This is a genomic window from Streptomyces sp. NPDC033177, assembly GCF_055577715.1.
In genome coordinates, this window is the sequence record NZ_JBVIPS010000009.1 from 415,319 (window position 1) to 436,118 (window position 20,800).

Consider the following 20,800-nt stretch of genomic DNA (forward strand, 5'->3'; position numbering starts at 1 on the left):
TCCCGCATGGATGTACTCGCAGGCTTGCTGGAAGGCCCCCGCGCGCGAGGAGCCTTCATGATCCGCGCGTGCTTCGACCCGCCCTGGTCCGTCCGCATCGCGGACGAGGCACCCCTGTCGGTCATGATCATGGTGCGGGGCACCGCCTGGATCGTGCCCGAGGACGGCGAACCCCAGCTGATCCGCCCCGGTGACGTCGCCGTCGCCCGCGGCCCCGACCACTACACCGTCGCCGACGAGCAGGCGGCGCCGCCCCGCGTGGAGATCCGGCCCGGCGAACACTGCATGCCCCTCGGTGACACCCCCGCCGACCAGTACCGCGACCTCGGCCCGCGCACCTGGGGCCAATCGCTCGACGGCGCCTCCGAGATGCTGATCGGCACCTACCAGGCGCGCGGCGAGATCACCGGCCGCCTGCTCGACGCGCTGCCCCCGCTCCTCGTCCTGCCCATCGAGGTGTGGGACTGCCCGCTCACCCCGCTGCTCGCCGACGAGATCACCAAGGACGAACCCGGGCAGGAGGTCGTGCTCGACCGGCTGCTCGACCTGCTGATGATCGCGACGCTGCGGGCCTGGTTCTCCCGGCCGGAGGCGGAGGCACCCGCCTGGTACCGGGCGATGGGGGACCCGGTGGTCGGGCAGGCGATCCGGCTGCTCCAGGACGACCCCGCACACCCGTGGACGATCGCCGGACTCGCCGCGAAGGCGGGCGTCTCACGGGCCGCGCTCGCCCGGCGGTTCACCGAACTCGTGGGCGAGCCGCCGATGGCGTACCTGACGGGCTGGCGGCTCGCGCTCGCCGCCGACCTGCTGCGGGACGGCGAGCAGACGATCGCCGCGATCGCCCGCCGCGTCGGGTACGGCAGCGCGTTCGCGCTGTCCAGCGCCTTCAAGCGGGTGTACGGGGTCAGCCCGCAGGAGCACCGCTCACGGGCCGCGTGACCCCGGGCGGCGTAGCCTTGAGGCGTGTCGTTCACGCCTGTCCAGTACGCGGAGCGGCCGTCCCTGGTCACCGGCGCGGTCCTGTGGACCCGTGCCGGGGGCGCCCGGACCGGCCCCGTGTACCCCGTCCTGCCCGACGGTTGCATGGACCTGCTCTGGACCGGCGGCAGGCTCCTGGTCGCGGGCCCCGACACCCGCGCGTACCGCCCCGAGTCGAACGGCGCCGCACGTTATGTGGGCATCCGCTTCTATCCCGGCACCGCCCCCGCCTTCCTCGGCGTGCCCGCGCACGAACTGCGTGACCGGCGTGTCGACCTCGCCGACCTGTGGCCGTCCGCCGAGGTGCGCCGGCTGACCGAGCGCATGGACGCGGCCCGCGATCCGGCCGCCGTCCTGGAGTCCGCAGCCCTGGCGCGGGCGGACGTGGCGGGGCCGCCGGACCCGCTGCTCACCCACGTCGTCACGTCCCTGGACTCGGGGCGGTCCATCGCGTCCACCGCCGAGGAGGTGGGCATCAACGCCCGTCTCCTGCACCGGCGTTCACTAACCGCGTTCGGCTACGGCCCCAAGACGCTGGCCCGGGTCCTGCGCCTGCAGCGCGCGCTCGCCCTGGCCAGGGGAGGCCTGGCGTACGCGGAGACTGCGGTCGTCGCGGGCTTCGCCGACCAGGCCCATCTGGCGCGTGACGTCAAGGAGTTGACGGGCGTACCGCTGGGCGAGCTGCTCAGCCCGCGGCCGGACCCGGCGGTGTAGGCAGCGGCGCGAACAGGTCGACGCCGTTCCCGTCCGGGTCGAGGACAGCGGCGTACCGCTGGCCCCAGAAGGCGTCCCACGGCTTCAGCTCGCCGCGGTACCCGGCGTTCACCAGCTCCGCGTACACCGCGTCGACACCCTCGGGGGTCTCGCAGTGGAACGCGAGCCCGATGCGGCCCGAGCTCTGCGGCGGCTCCCAGTTCTCGGTGAAGGAACGGATGGTTTCCTCCGTGTCGAACGCGAGGCGCAGACCGCCGGGGAGCGCCGCCTCGACGTGCGGCTGCTCCTCCGAACCCTCGGCGAACTCCAGGCCGAGGCGGCGGTAGAAGGCGAGTGTGGCGGCCATGTCGGCGACGACGATGCCGATCAGGTCGAAGCGGGGTGTGATGTTCGTGTTCATGCTTCGAGCGTAGACAGCCGCCGTCCGCCCGTCTTGAAGGAATCGGACGACGCGCCACGCCGTGTGTGCCCCATCGACTGACCGTCCTACGAGGTCCCTTCCTGGCGCGAGAAGGTGAACGCGAACTCCGCCGGGGCGGCGTGGAGTTCGTACCGCGGCAGAACCCCGGGACCGCACGCCTGCGAGCCGATGCCGTGCTGCCCGTGATCGAGGTGGACCCACACGGTGTCTCCGGCGACGAGATCCGTGCGGTGCGTGGCCGCGTCGAGCTGCTCGGTGGTCCAGCGGCGTGCCGTGAACCAGAAGGCGGGCTCACCGACCACCCGTAGTCCGACGCCCGTGAAGTCGGTCCGCAGCTCGGCCCAACGGACGTCCGCGCGGGCGCCGTTCTCCTGCGGGCACACATACGGGGTCTGCATGCGGTCGACCGGCGCGAAGTGGCGACCGATGTCGGACGCCGCCGCCGTGTCCGGGTACGCCTCGCCGGAGCCGCCGAACCAGTGCGCGTACCCGTACGCGGCGGGCAGACCGAGCCGGATGCCGAGCCGGGGCAGCGGCACCGTCCACTCACCCTCGGGCACCACGGACACCGTGAGGCGCAGGCGGGCGCCGTCGGACGTCCAGCGGTAGACCGTGCGCAGGCCGATGTCGCGTGCGGCGGGTGCCGCACGGGTGCGGACGATGAGCGTGTCGTCCGTCAACTGGACCGAATCGAGGCGGTGTTGCATCCGGTGCAGGCCCAGCTCGCGCCAGACGAGGCCGTTGCGCTGCCCGCCCTGCCAGGACGCCCCGTTGTCGTTGTCGGTGGGCGCGCGCCAGATGTCCAGGCGCGGGGCGCTGGTCAGCGGGACGTCGTTCAGCGTGCGCAGCTCGCCGCTGCGGGCGTCGAAGGTGCCGGGGCCGAGCGTGATGAGGTCACCGTCGGGCACGGGGCGTGCACCTGTGGCGGGACGGGCCGCAGGACGTGGTGCGACCGCGAACTCGGCCCGCGCGACTACATGGTCCAGCTTCGTCCAGCTCGTCTCGACGCCCACCGTGGCCGTGAAATGCAGGAAGGTCTCGGCGTCGCGGCTCGCGGCCGGCGCGTCGGGCACTTTCAGCTCGACGGATTCACCGGGCCCGAGCTCCGGCGGCACGGCCAGCTCCCCGGCCGCGAAGGGGGCCTCTTCGTCGTCGCTGATGTACTGCCACTCGAAGGACAGATGGGACAGGTCCGCGAAGTCGTGCAGATTGGTGACCTTGACCGTCCCCGCATCGTCGTCGTACGCGAAACGCACGGGCTGGATGACCCGCTTGTACGCGTCGAGTCCGGGCGACGGCAGCCGGTCGGGGAAGACCAGGCCGTCGCAGACGAAGTTCCCGTCGTGCAGCTCCTCGCCGAAGTCGCCGCCGTAGGCGTAACCGAACTCCGGGTGGCTGAGGCCGTGGTCGATCCACTCCCAGATGAAGCCGCCCTGATTGCGTTCGTGCGCGTCGAACAGCTCCTGGTACTCGCTCAGGCCGCCGGGGCCGTTGCCCATCGCGTGCCCGTACTCGCAGAGGATGAAGGGGAGTTGGCGCCGCGCCTCGGGTCCTCCGGTGTCCGCCCGGTGGCCGATGCGCTCCACCTCGGCATGGTCGGCGTACATGCGCGAGTACATGTCGGTGTCCGCGCAGGACGGGTCGCCCTCGTAGTGGATCAGGCGCCCCGCGTCCCGCACGCGGATCCAGCGGGCCATGGCGGTCAGGCCGCGGCCCGTCCCGCACTCGTTGCCGAGGGACCAGATGATCACCGAGGCGTGGTTCTTGTCGCGCTCGACCATGCGGGCCGCGCGGTCCAGGAGGGCGGGCGTCCAGCGCTCGTCGTCGACGGGGTTGCCGCGCCACCCTTGCTCGGTGAAGCCGTGGGTCTCCAGGTCGCACTCGTCGACGACCCACAGTCCGAGCTCGTCGCAGAGGTCGAGGAAGGCCGGGTGCGGCGGGTAGTGGCTGGTGCGGACCGCGTTGATGTTGTGCTGCTTCATCAGGAGCACGTCGGTGCGCATCGTGGCGAGGTCGAGGGCGCGGCCCGTGTCCGGATGGAACTCGTGCCGGTTCACGCCCCGGAACAGGATTCGCCGTCCGTTGACCTTGATGACGCCGTCCTCGACCACGACCGTGCGGAAGCCGATCCGCAGCGGGACGAGCTCGCCCGGCGTGGCCAGGACCCCGTCGTAAAGGCGTGGCATCTCGGCGGTCCAGGGTTCGACGGCCACCGTCACGGACTCGCCCGTGGCGACATCGATCCCCAGCTCGGGCACGCTGATCCGCCCCTCGACGTCCGAGTCGACGCGCAAGGTTCCCGTCCCCGCGCGATGGTCGTACGAGGCGTGCGTGAAGAAGTCGAGGGCGCAACCCTCCGGGCGGTGCAGCAGGGTCACGTCCCGGAAGATGCCCGGCAGCCACCACTGGTCCTGGTCCTCCAGATAGGAACCGGACGACCACTGGTGGACGCGGACCGCGAGGACGTTGTCCGACGGCTTCAGGAGGTGGCCGACCGAGAACTCGTGCGGGAGCCGGGAGCCCTTGAACTCGCCAAGCTCCGTGCCGTTCAGCCAGACGCGGGCGCAGGACTCGACGCCGTCGAAGCGGAGTGTGCCGTCGCCGGTCTCCGGCCAGCCGTCCGGCAGGTCGAAGGTGCGCAGGTGATCGCCGGTCGGGTTCTCGGTGGGCACCCGGGGCGGATCGACCGGGAAGGGATAGACCATGTTCGTGTAGATGGGCGCGCCGTGGCCCTGCAGCACCCAGTGGCCGGGCACCGCCACGGTGTCCCAGCCCCGGGCGTCGTAGCCCTCCGAGGCGAAGGAGTCATCGGCCGTGTCGGCGGCCGGGGAGAGACGGAAGTTCCAACTGCCGTTCAGCGAGAGGGAGATGGCGTCCGACTTCGCATACCACGCGCGGGGCGGGAGGCTGCCGGTGCCGGGGGATACGTCCTCAAGGTAGGGGAGCTCCATGACCTCCATCAGACAGGGGGGAGGTGAGGCGCCACAACCGTCACACGGCGGAGGTTGTTGGATTCTCGGAGACCGAGTTGGACAAAAGGCGCAGGGGTTGCGGATTTCGTCGTGTGGCGCCGATCGGTTAGTCGTTATTCGTTGAGGCATGGCATTTCGGCCGCGTTATCGGTAGCTTGCGGAGGCGTGACCACCAGCCAGCAACCCAGCAAGCCGCACGTGCCGTCGCCACCGCGTCTGCCCGCCACGCTCCCGCAGACCGATCGCACCCGCCACAGCCGTCTGCGCGAGCAGGGCAGCCTGGACCGCGCCGACCTGGAGGCGATACTCGACGCCGGGTTCGTCTGTCATCTGGGTGTCGTGGTCGACGGCCATCCGATGGTGGTCCCCACCGTCTACGGTCGCGACGACACCCAGATGTATCTGCACGGCTCGGTCGCGAGCCGCAGCCTGGCCGCCGACCCGGCCGCCGAGATCTGCGTGACCGTGACCCACGTGGACGGCCTGATCCTGGCCCGCTCGGTCTTCGAGCACGGCGTCAGCTACCGCAGCGCGATGATCTACGGCGTCCCGCGCGAGGTCACCGACCCGCAGGAGAAACTGACCGGCCTGCGCCTGCTCACCGAGCACGCGGCCCCGGGCCAGTGGGATTACGCCCGACGCCCCAGCCACAAGGAACTCGCTGCCACGACACTGCTCGCCCTCTCCCTGGAGGAGGCGTCGGTCAAGACGAGCGCGGGCCCACCGGACGACGGTGAAGGCCCAGATGCCGAGCTCGGCATCTGGGCCGGAAACCTTCCCCTGACCGCCAGTTGGGGTACTCCGCTCGCCGATCCGCTGCTCCCGCCGGGCATCGCGGTCCCGCCTCACATCGCCGCGCGCGGTGGTACGCGGCAGAGCTGAGGAGGGTCGGGGTTGAGGCGGCGGCTGAGGCGGGTCAGGGTTTCGCGGCGGAGGGCGTCCCGCAGCCGTGCGCCTTCGCCGAGCCCTGTGCGAACGCCGTGAGCGCGGCGCGCTGGTAGGCGCGATCGGCGGGCGCGGGCTCGCCCCTCTCGCCCCTCTCGTCCTTCTCGTCCTTCTCGTCCTTCTCGTCCTGTTCGTACGAGGCGTCGCCGGACCCAGGTGGCTCGACGGTGAACAGGGCGCGCTCGCCGCCCTTCTCGCATGCCGCGCTCACCCAGTAGCCGCCGTCCGGTAGCCGGCCCGACGGCCGCACGCCGGGGATGGCGTTCCGGCCCAGGAAGTCGTAGTGGTCCTGGTAGCGGTAGCGCTCGTCCTGCGCGTACGGGCCGTAGGACGCGGTCAGCCGATACCGCCCACCCACGTCCTCGGACGACACGGCCACCGGCAGCCCGCCCCGCGTCACGGTGCCGGGACCCAGCACGCACACCTCGACCGGCGTCCCGCGCCGCCCGCCCTCCCACGCGCGTGCCACCTCGGAGCCACGCCCGGGTACGCCACGGCAGGACGCGGCGGCGTCGGCGAGCGGCACGGCCTCGTCCGTGTCCACGGGCAGCGGCACCGTGCGCGGCGGCTTCCCCAGGTCGGCGTCGCAGTTCCAGTGCGCGGAGGCGTTCGCCGCCGTGGCGGTGGCGATCCGGGCGTATGCGGTGCGCTGCCCGGGGTCGTTTACGGTCGCGTCCTCGCCCTCGGTGTCCACCGTGACCAGGAGTCCGCCACGGCCGCGCGCACAGTCGAGGAGGACCGCGGTGGTGGCCGACACATCGGACGACACGCCCCCACCGCTCGATCCGCTCGATCCGCTCGCCGTGAAGGTGCCGTTCCACCCGGACCCGACCGCCACCGGCGGCAGTGCGGAGTGCACGTCCGGATACACCCCGTCGTACTCGCCGCTGAAGGTGTCCCGCCGCCACCTCCGGGCCTCCGGGCCCTCGTCGCCCTTCGCGGGCCGCTCGGGCACCGCCCGCACGTTGACCGTCACCGAGCCGTCGCGGGCCGGACTGCCCTCGGCGTCACGGGTGATCGTGCAGTCCACGCGCAGGGAGGCGTCGCCCAGCTCGCCCTCCACCCGGTCGCGCGTCTCGTCCTTGAACGGCCCCTCGCCCAGTACGTCACGCACTTCGGCGGCCGGGAGCACCCCGTCGCAGGCCCCGCCCACCAGGCGCTGCGCCACCCACCGGTCGTAACCCCCGCCGAACCAGAAGTAGCCGCCCGCCACCAACGCGAGGGCGAGCACCGCCCCGGCAGCCGTGGTGAGTCCTCGTCCGGCACCGGAACGCCAGGTCAGTCCCGCCACTCCTCCACCTCTCCCATGATCTCGGTGCTGCGGCAGTGCGCGCGTCGCGGCCAGCCGTCGTCCGCCACCAGATACCGGTCGAGCAGCGCCCGCGCGTCCGCCGACACCCGCCGCCACTCCTTCTTGTCCAGGACGACCTCGTCCTGGTGCCGGAAGTCGAGCGCGGGTGTCACCGTGACGCGGTGGAACGTCGGCCCGCCGTCGCACACCGACCGCGCCCAGAGCGCGAGCAGCGGATCGTCGCCCGACCGGCCGAAGGTCAACTGCCCCTCGGGACCCCGCTTGTGGCGGCTCTGGCCGGTCCCGGGGACGACACCGCTGCCGCCGAACCTCTCGTACGCGCCGGGCGCGAGGACGCCGGACCAGCTCTGCGCGCTCGCGGCCTTGGTCCGTGGCTCGGTCGCCTGCCCCGCCGTGTCGTCCCACTGCCCGCCGCAGGTCCCGGCGCGTTTGTTGTACGCGGTGTCGTTCGCGTCGAACTTCCAGTTTCCGGCCGCGAACTTCAGCGCCTCGGGCGAGAGCCACTCGCAGAGCGCGCCAGCCCTCTCCGCCTCCTTCACGCCGGCCAACGGCCGTCCGCCGCAGCCCTGTTCCCGGCTCACCCAGTCGGCGACCCGTACCGCGGTGCGGGACGCGAGGAGCCGGTCGGACTTCGGGACGTCGTACTCGCTGTCGGCGCGCGAGGGAAGGTCCACGGAGACGAGCAGATCCTTCGACGGCCTGACCCGGCCGCTCAGCCCCTTCCGGCACTCCGTGAGCAGCGTGGCCGACACCTGGCTGGCGTGCAGCCGGTCATCGGTGGACACCCCGCCCAACGCGCTGCTCGGCAGCGGCAGTTCGAAGCCGCCGACCGGCGCGTCGGCCCGGCCGAGCACGGCCTGGGCCCGCACCCTCACCTGCGCGTCCGGCTCCCAGCGTGCGTCGCCACCGCCCCACGACAGCGTGCAGTCGAGCAGCGCCCGGCTCTGCTGCCTCGGCGCGAGGAGCGTGCCGTACTCGTCCAGTACGCCCGCCGAGTCGTCCGGAACGTAGGAACGCAGCTCCTCGGGGAGCAGGCCCGCGCAGGCGCGGGTCAACTGGTCTTGATTGGCCGCGAGACGGTCGTCGCGCTCCTGGGACCGCGACACGGCGATCCCGGTTCCTGCCACCACCAGAGCCAGGACGGCCACCCCGGTGGCCAGAAGCCACGTACGCCTGCGGACGTCACGGATTCCCGGCATGGCCCCCCTTCCAAGATCGGAGAGGAGACGCTACCAACCGGGCCGGCTAGAGCTCCATCGGCCCGGTCAGATATCGCCGGGCGACCGCTTCGGGGGGGCACGCCGAACGCGAACGCGCGGGCCTTGATCAGCGCGAGGGAATCCGAGATCGACCGGCCCGCCTGCGCGGACAGCGCGCCCGCAGCCTGATGGACCACCGACCGGATGTCGGCACCGCCGTACAGATCGAGGTCTCCGTCGGGGCCGAGCAGTACGCCGTTCAGGAGGGCGCGGGCGACCGTGTGGAACGTGTCATGCCGGGCCAGCGGCGACCCGGGATCGAAGAGGCACCGGCAGGTCGGAGTCCGACTCCCCGAGAAGCGTGATCAGAGCCTGGACGCCTCCGGCCGACGACGCGAGGGTGACGACGGCGTAGTCCTCTGGGGCGCGCTGCGCGGACGGCATTTACTGCGCCTATCCGGTGACCGGTCACGGGGCGTAGCGGCGCGGGACGGCAACACCCTTGTCGCCGGTCGGGTCATCTGCTTGACTCCGCCCGCCGGCACGCCAGATCCCCCCCAGCACGCCAGATCCCCCATCACGCCAACGTATCGGCGGAGGACGCCATGGAGATCACCCGCAGACGCCTGCTGTCCGCCCTCTCGGCCGCCGGCCTCCTGGCGGTGATCCCCATGCTTCCGGCGAGCGCCGCCGAGGCCCCGGCGGACAGCGCCCGACTGCTGGCCAACACCGTGCACGTCTTCGCCGGGACCGCCGAGTCCAACGCGCGCCCCGAGACCGCAGCCAAGCTCACCGCGATCGACAGGACCGCGCGGACGAACCTGAAGGCGATGGACGACGCGGCCGAGGGCGAACTCTTCGCCGGTCTGCCGCTCGGCACCGACGACGCCAACCTCAACACGGCCTACAAGCGTCTGTACGAGATCGCCCTCGCCACCCGCGCACCGAACCCCACCGCCCCCTCGGACCTCTACGGCAACACCACCGTGCAGCGCCGCGTCATCGACGGCCTCGTGTGGCTGCACGAGCGCTACTACGGGGATCAGGCCAAGGGCTACTACGGCAACTGGTTCAACTGGGAGATCGGCATCTCCCAGCACGTCAGCAAGACCCTCGTCCTCCTCGTCGACGAGGTGCGGACCTACCAACCCGAGCTCATCGCCACCTACGTGGCCTCGATGGACGCCTATCTGCGCAACGGCACCGACGGCGACGTGAACCTCGACTCGCGGTTCCACACCGGTGCCAATCTCGCCGACATCACCACCAACCGGATCCTGCAGGGCGCGCTCCTGGGCGCGAGCGGTGAAGCCCGCATCCGCAAGGCCCTCGTCGACCAGCTGACGGTCTTCGTCACCGTCGACCCCTACCACCTAGTGCACGGGGTGACGGACGGCCACTACGCGGACGGTTCGTTCATCCAGCACGCCTCCGTCGCGTACACGGGCTCGTACGGGAAGGCCCTGCTCACCCGGGTCGTGCAGACCCTCAAGATCCTCGACGGCACGGGTTTCGCGCACGGCGAGGAGCTGGTGCCGACCGTGCGGAGATGGGTGCGCGACGGCTTCGCGCCGCTCATCTTCGAGGGCTGGATGATGGAAATCGTGAAGGGGCGCGCGGTGTCGCGGCCGGACGGCGGCTACGTCGACGTCGCGGTGGTCGTGGAGGCCGTCGTCGACCTCTCCTCACTCTCGACGGGCGCCGACGCCACCGCCCTGAAGAGCTATGTGAAGCACATCCGCGCCACCTCGCGCGCCGCGCTCAACCCGGCGGGATTCGTCTCGCCCGTCAGCATCGTGCGCTACACCGACATCATCGGCGACACCTCGCTGCCCGCCGCGGACCTCAACCCCGCCTCGCGCAGCGTCGCCTTCAACGCCATGGACAAGAACGTCCACCGCAGACCGGGTTACGCGTTCGCCCTGGCCCGCAGCTCGGACCGGATCAGCAAGTACGAGTACATGAGCGGCGAGAACCTCATGCCGTGGTTCCAGGGCGACGGCGCGTACTACCTCTACCTCTCCGGGCAGGACCAGACGCAGGCGTACGGGGTCGACTACTTCACCACGGTCTCGCCGTACGGCCTCGCGGGGGTCACCGCGCCCGTCGAGCAGCGGCGCACCGTGCCCGACCTGTACGGAAAGCCGTACTACGACAACCCGGCCCACCCCTTGAACTTCACCTCCTCCTCCGAGTCGCAGAACAAGTACGTCTACTTCCCGCGCGGCACCAACCAGCACTCCGGGGGCGCCGTCCTCGGGGCGTACGGCGCGGCGGGGGCCGTGCAGTCGAACGATGTCCCCTTCCAGGAGCGGGAGTTGCTGCCGGACGACTTCGTCGTGTACCGCAACGCGACGGCGACGAAGTCGTGGTTCCTGCTCGACGAGGAGATCGTGGTGCTCGCCGCCGGGGTGGGTGACCGCGCGGGGCGGGCCGTGACGACCACGATCGACGCCAGGATCGCGGCGCCGGACGACGAGGTCTCCGTGACGGGGCGGTCGCGTGACGGCCGCGCGTGGACCGGGGCGGGCACGGGCGACCTCCGGTGGCTGCGGTACGCCAACGCCACGCGGCGCACCTCCGTCGGCTACCTCTTCCTGGACACCCCGAAGGTGCGCGTCACCCTGGACGAGGTCACCCGAAGCCGCCGGGTTGTCCGCACCGCCAACCCGGACACCGCCGTGACGCGCAGGGTCCTCGGCGTGACGGTGGACGGAGCGGCCGGGGCCAAGCCCGCCTCGCTGGCCTACGCGCTGGTGCCGAACGCCGGGGAGGCCGCTCTGCGCTCCTACCGCTCAGGGCAGCCGCTGAAGGTCCTCGCGAACACGGTGCGGCTGCAGGCCGTCAGCCACGCGGGCCTCGGCCTGACCGCCGCGAACAGCTTCACCACGGGGCGGCACGAGGCCGCCGGACTGCGGATCGACGGCCCCGCCTCGGTGCTCGTGAAGCGCGAGCGGCGCGGCACGACCACCGTGGCGGTGTCCGATCCGACGATGGACCGCGACAGGATCAGCGTGCTGGTCCGGGGGAGTTCCCTGCGGCAGGTGACGGCGGACGAGGGGGTACGCGTGAGCCGGACCCATGGCGGTACCCGTATCGACGTGGACACGCACCACGCGTACGGCCGAAGCTTCACGGTGACGCTACGAGGCTGACAGCTGCCTGCCTGCCTCGTGCGGGCCGTCAGTCCTCCACGGTGACGGCCCGTACCGGACAGGCCCGCACGGCCTCACGTACGAGGGGATCGCCGCCGCCGTCCTCACGGCCGGGGAGCACCTCGCTGAAGCCGTCGTCGTCCTGGGTGAAGACGCTCGGAGCGGTGAGCGCGCACATCCCCGCGCCGACGCACCGCTCCGTGTCCACCGTCACACGCACGCTCATCTCAACTCCTACCAGGTCACGGGGAGTTCGAGCATCCCCTGAATGGTGTCGCCGGGCTTGAACGGGATCTCCCGCGCGGGCACGGCGAGGCGAAGCCCCGGCATGCGTGCGAAGAGCGTCCGCAGGGCGATGTCGATCTCGGCTCGGGCGAGGTTCTGGCCGAGGCACTGGTGGATGCCGAAGCCGAAGGCGAGGTGGTGGCGGTCGGCGCGGTGGAAGTCCAGTTCCTCCGGGGCCGCGTGGGCCGCGGCGTCGCGGTTGATGAGGGAGGTGGAGAAGATGACGCCGTCGCCCGAGCGGATGCTGCTGCCGGCGACGTCGATGTCCTCCTTGGCCACCCGCAGCAGCCCGTCCGCGATGGACAGGAAGCGCAGCAACTCCTCGACCACGGCGGGCATCAGCGCCCCGTCGGCGCGCAGTTCGGCGAGTTGCTCGGGGTGCTGGAGCAGGGTGAAGGTCCCCAGGGAGATCATGTTCGCCGTGGTCTCGTGCCCCGCGACCAGCAGGATCGTCGCCAGGCTGACGAGCTCCTCGGGGTCGAGCGCACCCTCGGCGAGCTGCCGGTGGATGAGTTCGTCGAGCAGCCCCCCGTCCGGCTCACGCTGCTTGCGTTCGATCAACGCGTGGAAGTAGGCGTCGAGTTCGTCCCGGGCTCGTTCGATGTCCTCGGCGAGAGGGCCACGCAGCAGGCGCCGCGACTGCTCCTCGAAGAACTCGTGGTCGGCGTAGGGCACGCCGAGCAGCGCGCAGATCACCATGGACGGAACCGGCAGCGCGAACGCGCCGACCAGCTCGGCGGGCGGACCCTGTGCCTCCATGGCGTCGAGGAGTCCGTCGACGGTCTCCTGGATACGGGGCCGCAGCGCGGCGATCCGCTTGACGGAGAAGCTGGGGATGAGCATGCGGCGCTGCGTGTTGTGCACGGGGTCGTCGACGCCGAGCAGGGCGACACGGCGGTTGCGTACGTTCGCGAAGCGCTCGGTGGGGGCCGGGAACGCCTCGTTCTCCCGATCGGTGGACAGCCGCGGGTCGACGAGCAGGTCACGTGCGGCCCCCTGCCCGGTGACCACCCAGACGGAACGCCCGTCGAAGAGGCGTACGCGAGAGAGAGGCCGGGCCTCGCGGAGCGGGGCGTACGACTCCGGGGGGTGGTAGGGGCAGGTGCGGTCCTGCGGGAAGGGGATGGGGTCGGGGGTGATGGGGTCGGAGTCGGTGGGTTCGGAGGCGATCGGTTCGGACGCGACTGATTCCGTCATGGACTGACCTCACAAGCGGAGTGGCTCCTCTTACCTCTCCCATTGGATGCCTGGGGCATCTACTTGGTCCACGACAAGACAAGCCAGATCGCTGCCTGTTCGGCGCCAGGATCTGGCCGGAACCGACCCTTCCGCCCTGGCGTGCGTTTGCGTACGCGCCCCGATACGAGTTCGAGCGCGCCGCCCCGGTCAACGGCGGCTCACCAGAGCCCTCTTTGCTCTAAAGTCCCCCCATGCTCATCCCCGCCTTCGTCGACATGCGGCCCATCGGAAAGTGCAATCTCAGTTGCCCTTTCTGCTTCGGGCCGAGGCACGAGGTCCCCTCCATGTCCCGGGGCGTCGCGCTCAAGGTCGCGGCAGCTCTGAAGGACGGGGGTGTGCGCGGCGTCGTCATCTCCGGCGGCGAGCCGACCCTGCTCCCCTATCTCGACGAGCTCGCGGCCGCATTGCGTGAGCCCGGAGAGGACGGCAGCGCACCGCGAGTCGTGCTGAGCACCAACGGTCTGGCTCCGATGCGCACGATGGAACGCATCCTGCCCAGCCTCTCCTGGATCGCGCTGCCCCTGGAGTCCGCCGACGCGGACGAGCATCGGGCGATGCGTACCGGCGTCGCGCCACACCGCGACAAGATGCTGGCGCTGCTCGGAGAGGTGCGCAAGAACCACCGGCACGTCAAGGTCAAGCTCGGCACGGTCGTCACACGGTTGAACGTGCGGGGCGCGCCCGACGTCCTGAACCTCATCGACGACGCCTGCAGGCCCGACGTCTGGAAGCTCTACCAGATGTCGGAGACCAACTACGGGGCGGACAACAGGGATTGGCTCGCCATCGGGGACGACGAGTTCGAGGACGTCGTGCACCGGTGCGAGATCGCGGCCGAGAAGCGCGGAGTCACGCTGAGGGTCTACCGGAACAGAACCCGCACCGGCAGCTACTTCTTCATCGACCCGGACTGCGAGGTCGTCGTCGTCGACGAGGGTGGGGAGCGCAGGATCGGGAACTTCTTCGAGAGGCTCGCGGAGAGCTTCGGCGAGCTGCCCCCGCCGGTCGAGGGAACGCGCAACATCGAGAATTTCACCGGCACTTACCCGGACGCGTGAGGAGCCCGCGGTGACGGCACAGGTACGTGTAGGGGTCCAGGCGATCGTCCGCGCGGGCGGCCGCGTGCTGCTCGGTCTGCGAGCCAACACCTTCGGCGACGGCACCTGGGGACTGCCCGGCGGGCATCTCGAAGTGGGGGAGTCCCTGGCCGGCGCCGCCTGCCGGGAGCTGGCGGAGGAGACGGGCCTCCGCGCCATCGGCACGCGCGTCGCCTGCGTCACCGATCCCGACCCGGCGGCCAATCACCACATGCAGGTCGGCGTGGAGATCCTCGACTTCACCGGAGAGCCGCGGGTGCTGGAGCCCGAGCGGTGTCTGCGCTGGGAATTCTGGCACCTGGACGAGCTGCCCGACGCGCTGTTCGTGGGATCGGCGGGGGTGCTGCGCAGCGTCAGGGACGGTGCTCTCCATCTTCCGTGACGGTCTGCGGTAACCCGGTCGCCTTGATCAGGCGGTCGTCGGCCTGCGCGCGCACGGCGTCCCGCAGAGCCTTCTTGTGCTGCTTCTCGTTCGCCTCGAACTGGTCGAGAGGGCTGGCCAGCTCCCACTGGATCCCGAATTCGTAGTCGCTGTCCGTGTAATACCTGCTGTCCTTGTGGAACTCCACCTCGAACACATTGAACTTGCGTCGGGTCCTGCGCTCGGGGTTGGACGTGATGTAGGGCTCGAAGAAGCCCTTGCGCGTCGTGAGGAGCGTCGAACCAGGTATATCGATATGGGTGAGACGCAATTCGATCTGTCCGGGGTACGTCTCCGCGAGCGTACGGTAGGAGTCGATCACCGGAAGGAAAGTCTTGTCGTAGTAATCGCTTGCCGCGACGATGTCGACGATGTTGTGGGAATTGGGCCGCTCGGCCGTCGCATCGTGTTTGGTGAACATGGCGAGGGAGTTCCAGGGGCTGCTGATGATGGCGTAGAAGTTGCTGCCGTGATTCAGGGCGTGGACCACCTGCGGGTGGAAGCGCTTCAGGTCCTTCAGGAAGAAGGACGCCCCCGCATGCGCAATCAGCCTGATCATATTGCGCTCACGTTTGACCGCCTCGCCCTTGGCCTTGTTGCGAGTGGTGCTCTCCTGAGGTGTGTAGACATGGTCGATGTCGTACGGGAGTTCATCGGGCGGGGCCGAGTCGCTCCGTACGACCGCGAGCGCCGCACGCAACGCGATCGTCTGGGAGTGGTCACGGCCCAAGGTTCGGGCAGCCGTGGTGGTGGCCGAGTCGAGCAGGGCCACGGCCTGCTGTTTGCGCGTCGCGCTGAGCATGGCGCCGTCGGCGGCGTCGTATTCCGCCGCGGCGAGGGCGGCCTGGGCGATCAGTGTCTGCTGGTGGTCGGGGCCGAGCAGCGCGACCGCGCGCAGATGGGCGATCTCCAACTCGCCGAGCTGCTCTTCGGCTCGCTCGTCGTTGTGTGTGGCCCTTGCCAGTTGGAACCGTGCCTGGGCCAGCGCGGACCGGGCGGCAATGGCCTTGGGGTCGTCGTCGTCCGTGAGGCTGGTGATGAACCAGTCGACGGACGCGGCGAATTCGCTGATGGCACGCTTCAGCTCTGTCGTGTCCCGCCGGATCGATGCCACCTCCACACGCACCCAGTCGGCGGTCAGCCGGGCCTCCGGGTCGCCGCCGTAGGACTGGCCGAGGACGGTGACCGCCTTCTGTGCCCAGACCGAGGCATCCTCCAAGTGCCCGGCCCGCAGGCTCACCGCGCTCAGGTTGGCGAGGATCCTGGCGTGCTCGGGAGCCGCCCTGCGCTGCGCCCTGTTCAGGGCGTAGTTCAGGACCATGCGGGCCCGGTCGAGATCGTCGTGCTCCGCGAGCAGCGAGCCCAGTTCGTTCCAGGTGTCGGGCGCGAACACCTCCCTGTCCACCTCGGCGATCTCCATGTGCCGCAGGGCCACATCCGCCACGGAGAATGACCGCTCCGTCATCCCGAGCGCGAGAAGGAGCTGCGCGAGCGTGATGTGCTGCCGGGCGGTGGTCCGCAGCGGTACGGACGACGCTTCGGGGCTCGTGAGGCGTTTCACGTAGCCGGCGAGCGACTCCTTGAGATCCGCGCGGGCACTTCCCTGCGCTTCGAGTGCGTCCTCGGCCGCGGTCAGTGCCTCGCCGATATGTGCGATCGTCGTCATGTCCCCTCCAGGAGGCGGGCCGCCCGGTGCGCGCGCGCTCTTCACGGCCGGTGGTTCCAGCGCAGGTTCACGTAGCTGGACACGCCGGCCCGCTGCAGGCCGGCCCGGACCGTCTCGTCCTTGCGGGCCGCGGCCTCCGCCAGCGGATCCTGGAGGACCGTATAGATCCGTTCGGACTCGGACAGCGGCCGCGATGGCTCGGGACGAAACCTGAAGGAGTCGAACCTGCGCACCGCCTCTTTGATCACCCCGGCGAAGAGCGTGTCCGCCGGAGCGGTCGTGGCGGCGGGCCGCGCGACGAGGAGGCCGAGCACGACCGACGGGCGGTCGGGGTCGTGGTGCTCCCGGTCGATGGGGCTGCCCGCGTACTTCTGTACGTTGTCGCACGAACCGTCGTGCCGAAGCTGATGGCAGTTGACGACTTGGTTGTCGCGCGTGCTCTGATAGATGACTGACGCGTCGCTCACGGTTCCCCGCAACACGACGCCATTTCCCGGCGCCCGGTGGGCCGCCGTCCATGATTCGCCCGGCTGCGCCACGTCGAAGTCGATGCCGGGCAGCGGCACGCTCTCACCCTTGCGGAAAATGATCCGCACGAGTGCCATGTCGGTCAGGAGGTCGCAGTCCGCGACCTTGCCTTCCAGGCGCCTTCCACCCGGCAGCCGGACGATGACCGGCCGCTGACGCTGCTCCCGGTCGTCTCCCAGGCGGTGCGCCACGGTCAAGGCGAAGTACTTCGTCAACCGCACACCGGATGCGATGCGACGGTTTCCCCGGAATATCTGGATCAAGTGCTTGGGGTGCGTCATGGGTTCGTCCCCCCGTCCGATCCCAAGAACGAATCGCGCCATTGCGCGTGGAATATGCAATGGTAGCCACGAGGGGCTCCGGATCGGGAGTGACCACACAAGTATCTTTGCCAGGACGTGAGTTGCGAAGATCCCTTACGAGGTGGGCGCCACGGAGAGGCGCCCCGAGGTCGCGCTGGTCACGGTGGGCGTGTTTCTCCTTTCATGCCGCGCACCTCCTTTCGCAGCTTGATCCAGAACTGGCGGTCTGATGCCTCCGACGCCTTGACGCACCTGATGAATTCACGCCACAGCTCGTCGGATTCGGACACCCGAGGATCCCCCTCCTGGCTGTCCCACTCCTCCCACGCGTGCATCCACGCCCGCATCGTCGTGAACGTGGCCCAGTGCGCTTCGAGAACCTCGGTCGTGGCGTAGATCTCGAGGCGCGCCGCCAGGGCGTGACTGTCGGTCTCCGCGGCGCCGGTGCCGCCCGGCCAGGTACCGGTCTCGCTCAGACCCGAACGCAGTACGGCCAGCCGGTGGACGGTGATCATGGCGTCTTCGTAAACGGTCATGCACCGCGACCAGACGCGGTTCTCGCGCTCACGCCTGCTCGTCGCGATCTGGGTGAGCAAGACGCCGGAGATGGAGGCGATCGCTCCCAGAGTCGTACCGATGATCGCCGCAGTGGCCGGATTCAGTGTCACCCCGTCAGCATGGCGGGTTCGTCCGAAACTGCGCCCTGTCGTCATCGAGTTGGCGGCCGGGCTGTGTCAGGACTCCGCCGCCTGTCCCCGCCGCACATCCCGCGGAGTTGCCCCCCACCACCGCCTGCAGCAGCGGTTCAGGGCTGACTGTTCGGAGAGGCCTAGGAGCAAGGACACCTGGCCCAGCGGGAGTTCGGTGGTGGTGAGGTAGCGGTGGGCGGCCTCGCGGCGTTCCTCGTCGGTGATCCGGGCGAACGTCGTGCCCTCGTCCCGCAGCCTTCGCTGGAGTGTCCGGGGGTGGACGTTGAGCAGGCGGGCCACCGTGCCGATCTCGGGCGGCGTGGTGCCGAGCGACCTGGCCACGACCGCACGGACACTGCCGACCACGTCCGCCCCCTCTTTGAGGAGTTGCTCGTCCAGGTACGCGAGTGCGAGGCGCCGCAGATGCGCGTTGCCGCCGCCGAGTGGCCGGTCGGCCAGGCTCAGGGGGACCCGTAGCAGTGCCGCGGGGCGGTCCGCCTTCACCGGTACGCCGAAGAAGTCCTCGTACACCGAGAGCGGGGCGAGCAGGGGGTGCGGGAGTTCGACCGAGCCGAGGCCGTACGGGCCGACCAGGTAGACGATCGCCCGGTGCATGAACCCCAGGGAGAGGTCGATGCCCTGCGGCGGCGCCTCGACCCCCTCGCGCACGCCGTACCGCAGGGCGGCCACCCCCGGAGTGCCGTACGGATCGGGGTCCAGGCTCAGGCTCAGCGAGCGCGCGTGGACGAACAGATAGCGCGTGGTGCACTCCAGGGCGTCCCCGAGCGTCTCGGAGTTCTGGATGGCCAGGGCGAGGGCGCCGAGCATGCCCAGGTCCTGCCGGGCCGCGATCCGCAGGCCGAGATCGGGGCAGCCGAGGTCCGCGGCGGCCAGCTCGAGTACGGTGGCCATCGCCTCCTCGGGCACCAGGACGTCGTCCGCGTCCAGAGCGGCCGTGGGGCAGCCCGCCTGCCGGGCGTACGCCTCTGCGTCGCCCCCGAGCTCCGCCACCGTGGCGCGGAAACCCCGCAGCCCCGCCGATCTGATCACGGACATGTCGTCCAGGGTCAAAGATCTGTCGCGCCGGGTCAATTCCTGCCGGGTGTGGTTCCGGACACTGAAGGAATGACGTACTCCGCACACAACTCAAGGACCGCCGCTGACGACACCGCTGCCCCGGTCGAGCACATCGACGTCGTGATCGTGGGCGCCGGCCTGTCCGGTGTCGGTGCCGCCTACCGGCTGCAGACCGCATGCCCGGAGCGTTCGTACGCGATCATCGAGGCGCGGCAGTCCATGGGCGGGACGTGGGACCTGTTCCGGTACCCGGGTGTGCGCTCGGACTCCGACATGTTCACCCTCGGCTACGCCTTCAAGCCCTGGCGCGACTCGAAGGTGCTCGCCGACGGCCGGTCCATCCTGAGCTACATCAAGGAGACGGCCGCGGAGTTCGGCATCGACCGCAGGATCCGCTACGGGACCAAGGTCGTCGGCGCCGACTGGTCCACGGCGACGGCACGCTGGACGGTGACCCTGGAGCGCACCGACGAGGACGGCAGCCGCACCCTGACCACCGTCACCTGCGACTTCCTGTACTCCTGCGCGGGCTACTACAACTACGACCAGGGCCACGCCCCCGAGTTCGAGGGAGCCGAATCCTTCACCGGCACGGTCGTGCACCCGCAGTTCTGGCCCGAGGACCTGGACCATGCGGGCAAGCGCGTGGTCGTCATCGGCAGCGGCGCCACCGCCGTCACCCTGGTCCCCGCGATGGCGCGGACCGCGGCCCACGTCACCATGCTGCAGCGCAGCCCCACCTGGATCGGCTCGCTCCCCTCGCGGGACAGGCTGGCCGACGGCGTCCGCGCCGTACTGCCCGCGGGCGTGGCCCACCGGGTAGTGCGGACGAAGAACATCCTCTTCGCCATCGGCCTCTACCAGTTCTGCCGCCGCAGCCCGAAGGCCGCGCGACGCCTGCTCACCGGCCTCAACAAGCGCATCGTCAAGGACGACCAACTGGTGGCCGACCACCTCACTCCGTCGTACGACCCGTGGGACCAGCGGCTGTGCGCGATTCCGGACGCCGATCTCTTCGAGGTCCTGAAGTCGGGCGACGCGGAGATCGTCACCGACCACATCGACCGCTTCGTCCCCGAGGGCATCCGCCTCGCGTCCGGCCGTGTCCTTGAGGCGGACGTCGTCGTGACCGCCACCGGGCTCCAACTGCTCGCCTTCGGCGGCATCGCCCCGCGCGTCGACGGCCGGCCGGTCGAGCTGAACAAGCAGTTCGTGTGGCGCGGCGCGATGATGACGGGCGTCCCGAACTTCGCCGTGTGCATCGGCTACACCAACGCCTCCTGGACGCTGCGCGCCGACCTCACGTCCCGCCTCGTCTGCAAGGTGCTCAACCACATGCGCGACAACGACTACGCGGCGGTGGAGCCGAGGCCGACGAGCACACTCGACGAACGCCCGCTGCTCGACCTCGCGTCGGGGTACGTCCAGCGCTCCATCGACGCCTTCCCCCGCCAGGGCGACCGAGGCCCCTGGAAGGTCCGGCAGAACTACGTGCTCGACGCCGCGTCGACGATGCGCACCAATCTGCGCAAGACGCTCGCCCCCACCCCGCTGTCCGCCGTGCGCCGGGCCCGTACGTCGGACAGTCGGACCCGTACGGCGGACAGTGGTGTGGCGGCGGCCGAACAGCCCGTCGCTGCCGGGAGCGAAAAAGGTTGGCGCTCCGCCTGAGGGCGGGGCTAGGGTTGGTCCCGTTCGTCCGGCGGTTTGTTGGCCGCCGGTGCCGGTTGAGTGTGATCCAGGAGGTGTGACCGATGGCTGTCGTTGAGATGGGCGCTGCCCGCATCGAGAAGTCCG

At 70.4% G+C, this 20,800-nt stretch carries 17 protein-coding genes; 7 read left to right on the forward strand and 10 right to left on the reverse strand.

What is annotated here, in order from left to right:
* Window positions 1-6 precede the first annotated feature (6 nt).
* Window positions 7-942: an AraC family transcriptional regulator gene (locus ACZ5U5_RS30365; protein ID WP_469027885.1), complete on the forward strand. Its 936-nt coding sequence runs from the start codon at window positions 7-9 to the stop codon at window positions 940-942.
* A 24-nt stretch (window positions 943-966) separates the two neighbouring features.
* A complete protein-coding gene (locus ACZ5U5_RS30370; protein WP_469027888.1) occupies window positions 967-1,695 on the forward strand; it encodes a DUF6597 domain-containing transcriptional factor in 729 nt (242 codons plus the stop codon).
* On the opposite strand, the gene ACZ5U5_RS30375 is transcribed toward ACZ5U5_RS30370, so the two are convergent.
* Together ACZ5U5_RS30375 and ACZ5U5_RS30380 are read right to left on the reverse strand one after the other, a co-directional pair.
* Window positions 1,667-2,095, reverse strand: a complete 429-nt coding sequence (locus ACZ5U5_RS30375) for a VOC family protein (protein WP_469027890.1) — start codon at window positions 2,093-2,095, stop codon at window positions 1,667-1,669. The two genes, ACZ5U5_RS30370 and ACZ5U5_RS30375, sit on opposite strands and share 29 nt — an antisense overlap.
* Before the next feature lie 86 nt (window positions 2,096-2,181).
* The gene (locus ACZ5U5_RS30380; RefSeq protein WP_469027893.1) at window positions 2,182-5,067 is read right to left on the reverse strand and encodes a glycoside hydrolase family 2 TIM barrel-domain containing protein; all 2,886 of its coding nucleotides are present in this window, start codon (window positions 5,065-5,067) and stop codon (window positions 2,182-2,184) included.
* A 219-nt stretch (window positions 5,068-5,286) separates the two neighbouring features.
* Here ACZ5U5_RS30380 and ACZ5U5_RS30385 point away from each other — a divergent pair, with 219 nt between their 5' ends.
* Window positions 5,287-5,970: a pyridoxamine 5'-phosphate oxidase family protein gene (locus ACZ5U5_RS30385; protein WP_469028058.1), complete on the forward strand. Its 684-nt coding sequence runs from the start codon at window positions 5,287-5,289 to the stop codon at window positions 5,968-5,970.
* Window positions 5,971-6,004: 34 nt separating this feature from the next.
* Here the strand turns inward: ACZ5U5_RS30385 and ACZ5U5_RS30390 are convergent, their stop codons facing one another.
* Complete coding sequence (locus ACZ5U5_RS30390) at window positions 6,005-7,324, reverse strand: hypothetical protein (protein ID WP_469027896.1); 1,320 nt, start codon at window positions 7,322-7,324, stop codon at window positions 6,005-6,007.
* Window positions 7,312-8,544 carry a hypothetical protein gene (locus ACZ5U5_RS30395; RefSeq protein ID WP_469027899.1) on the reverse strand — a complete coding sequence of 411 codons (1,233 nt, stop codon included), beginning with the start codon at window positions 8,542-8,544 and terminating at the stop codon, window positions 7,312-7,314. Before ACZ5U5_RS30395 ends, ACZ5U5_RS30390 begins: the two co-directional genes overlap by 13 nt.
* A 605-nt stretch (window positions 8,545-9,149) precedes the next feature.
* Here ACZ5U5_RS30395 and ACZ5U5_RS30400 point away from each other — a divergent pair.
* The gene (locus ACZ5U5_RS30400; protein ID WP_469027902.1) at window positions 9,150-11,699 is read left to right on the forward strand and encodes a polysaccharide lyase family 8 super-sandwich domain-containing protein; all 2,550 of its coding nucleotides are present in this window, start codon (window positions 9,150-9,152) and stop codon (window positions 11,697-11,699) included.
* A gap of 28 nt (window positions 11,700-11,727) precedes the next feature.
* Here the strand turns inward: ACZ5U5_RS30400 and ACZ5U5_RS30405 are convergent, their stop codons facing one another.
* Window positions 11,728-11,925: a ferredoxin gene (locus tag ACZ5U5_RS30405; RefSeq protein ID WP_469027904.1), complete on the reverse strand. Its 198-nt coding sequence runs from the start codon at window positions 11,923-11,925 to the stop codon at window positions 11,728-11,730.
* An 8-nt stretch (window positions 11,926-11,933) separates the two neighbouring features.
* Window positions 11,934-13,181: a cytochrome P450 gene (locus ACZ5U5_RS30410; protein WP_469027907.1), complete on the reverse strand. Its 1,248-nt coding sequence runs from the start codon at window positions 13,179-13,181 to the stop codon at window positions 11,934-11,936.
* A 233-nt stretch (window positions 13,182-13,414) separates the two neighbouring features.
* Here ACZ5U5_RS30410 and ACZ5U5_RS30415 point away from each other — a divergent pair, with 233 nt between their 5' ends.
* A complete protein-coding gene (locus ACZ5U5_RS30415) occupies window positions 13,415-14,281 on the forward strand; it encodes a radical SAM protein (protein WP_469027909.1) in 867 nt (288 codons plus the stop codon).
* A 10-nt stretch (window positions 14,282-14,291) separates the two neighbouring features.
* Window positions 14,292-14,702, forward strand: a complete 411-nt coding sequence (locus ACZ5U5_RS30420) for a nucleotide triphosphate diphosphatase NUDT15 (RefSeq protein WP_469027911.1) — start codon at window positions 14,292-14,294, stop codon at window positions 14,700-14,702.
* Here the strand turns inward: ACZ5U5_RS30420 and ACZ5U5_RS30425 are convergent.
* The 4 genes from ACZ5U5_RS30425 to ACZ5U5_RS30440 all read right to left on the reverse strand — a co-directional run bounded on the left by ACZ5U5_RS30425 (window position 14,674) and on the right by ACZ5U5_RS30440 (window position 18,982).
* Window positions 14,674-16,407, reverse strand: coding sequence for a hypothetical protein (locus ACZ5U5_RS30425; RefSeq protein WP_469027914.1), 1,734 nt, complete (start codon window positions 16,405-16,407; stop codon window positions 14,674-14,676). The genes ACZ5U5_RS30420 and ACZ5U5_RS30425 overlap by 29 nt on opposite strands.
* 41 nt (window positions 16,408-16,448) lie before the next feature.
* On the reverse strand, window positions 16,449-17,216 hold the full coding sequence (locus ACZ5U5_RS30430) for a serine protease family protein (protein ID WP_469027916.1): 768 nt from the start codon (window positions 17,214-17,216) through the stop codon (window positions 16,449-16,451).
* 179 nt (window positions 17,217-17,395) lie between these two features.
* Window positions 17,396-17,905 (reverse strand): hypothetical protein, encoded by a 510-nt coding sequence (locus tag ACZ5U5_RS30435; RefSeq protein WP_469027918.1) that lies wholly within the window; start codon window positions 17,903-17,905, stop codon window positions 17,396-17,398.
* A 66-nt stretch (window positions 17,906-17,971) separates the two neighbouring features.
* Window positions 17,972-18,982: an AraC family transcriptional regulator gene (locus ACZ5U5_RS30440; RefSeq protein WP_469027920.1), complete on the reverse strand. Its 1,011-nt coding sequence runs from the start codon at window positions 18,980-18,982 to the stop codon at window positions 17,972-17,974.
* A 69-nt stretch (window positions 18,983-19,051) separates the two neighbouring features.
* Between ACZ5U5_RS30440 and ACZ5U5_RS30445 the strand changes: the two genes are divergently transcribed.
* Complete coding sequence (locus tag ACZ5U5_RS30445) at window positions 19,052-20,674, forward strand: flavin-containing monooxygenase (RefSeq protein WP_469027923.1); 1,623 nt, start codon at window positions 19,052-19,054, stop codon at window positions 20,672-20,674.
* Window positions 20,675-20,800: the final 126 nt, after the last annotated feature.

Bases quoted from the DNA above. Each gene is read 5' to 3' on its own strand.
- ACZ5U5_RS30395 (WP_469027899.1), bottom strand. From the start codon at position 8,544: ATGCCGGGAATCCGTGACGTCCGCAGGCGTACGTGGCTTCTGGCCACC.
- ACZ5U5_RS30425 (WP_469027914.1), bottom strand. From the start codon at position 16,407: ATGACGACGATCGCACATATCGGCGAGGCACTGACCGCGGCCGAGGAC.
- ACZ5U5_RS30445 (WP_469027923.1), top strand. From the start codon at position 19,052: ATGACGTACTCCGCACACAACTCAAGGACCGCCGCTGACGACACCGCT.
- ACZ5U5_RS30400 (WP_469027902.1), top strand. From the start codon at position 9,150: ATGGAGATCACCCGCAGACGCCTGCTGTCCGCCCTCTCGGCCGCCGGC.
- ACZ5U5_RS30440 (WP_469027920.1), bottom strand. From the start codon at position 18,982: ATGTCCGTGATCAGATCGGCGGGGCTGCGGGGTTTCCGCGCCACGGTG.
- ACZ5U5_RS30365 (WP_469027885.1), top strand. From the start codon at position 7: ATGGATGTACTCGCAGGCTTGCTGGAAGGCCCCCGCGCGCGAGGAGCC.
- ACZ5U5_RS30380 (WP_469027893.1), bottom strand. From the start codon at position 5,067: ATGGAGCTCCCCTACCTTGAGGACGTATCCCCCGGCACCGGCAGCCTC.
- ACZ5U5_RS30410 (WP_469027907.1), bottom strand. From the start codon at position 13,181: ATGACGGAATCAGTCGCGTCCGAACCGATCGCCTCCGAACCCACCGAC.
- ACZ5U5_RS30415 (WP_469027909.1), top strand. From the start codon at position 13,415: ATGCTCATCCCCGCCTTCGTCGACATGCGGCCCATCGGAAAGTGCAAT.
- ACZ5U5_RS30430 (WP_469027916.1), bottom strand. From the start codon at position 17,216: ATGACGCACCCCAAGCACTTGATCCAGATATTCCGGGGAAACCGTCGC.
- ACZ5U5_RS30405 (WP_469027904.1), bottom strand. From the start codon at position 11,925: ATGAGCGTGCGTGTGACGGTGGACACGGAGCGGTGCGTCGGCGCGGGG.
- ACZ5U5_RS30375 (WP_469027890.1), bottom strand. From the start codon at position 2,095: ATGAACACGAACATCACACCCCGCTTCGACCTGATCGGCATCGTCGTC.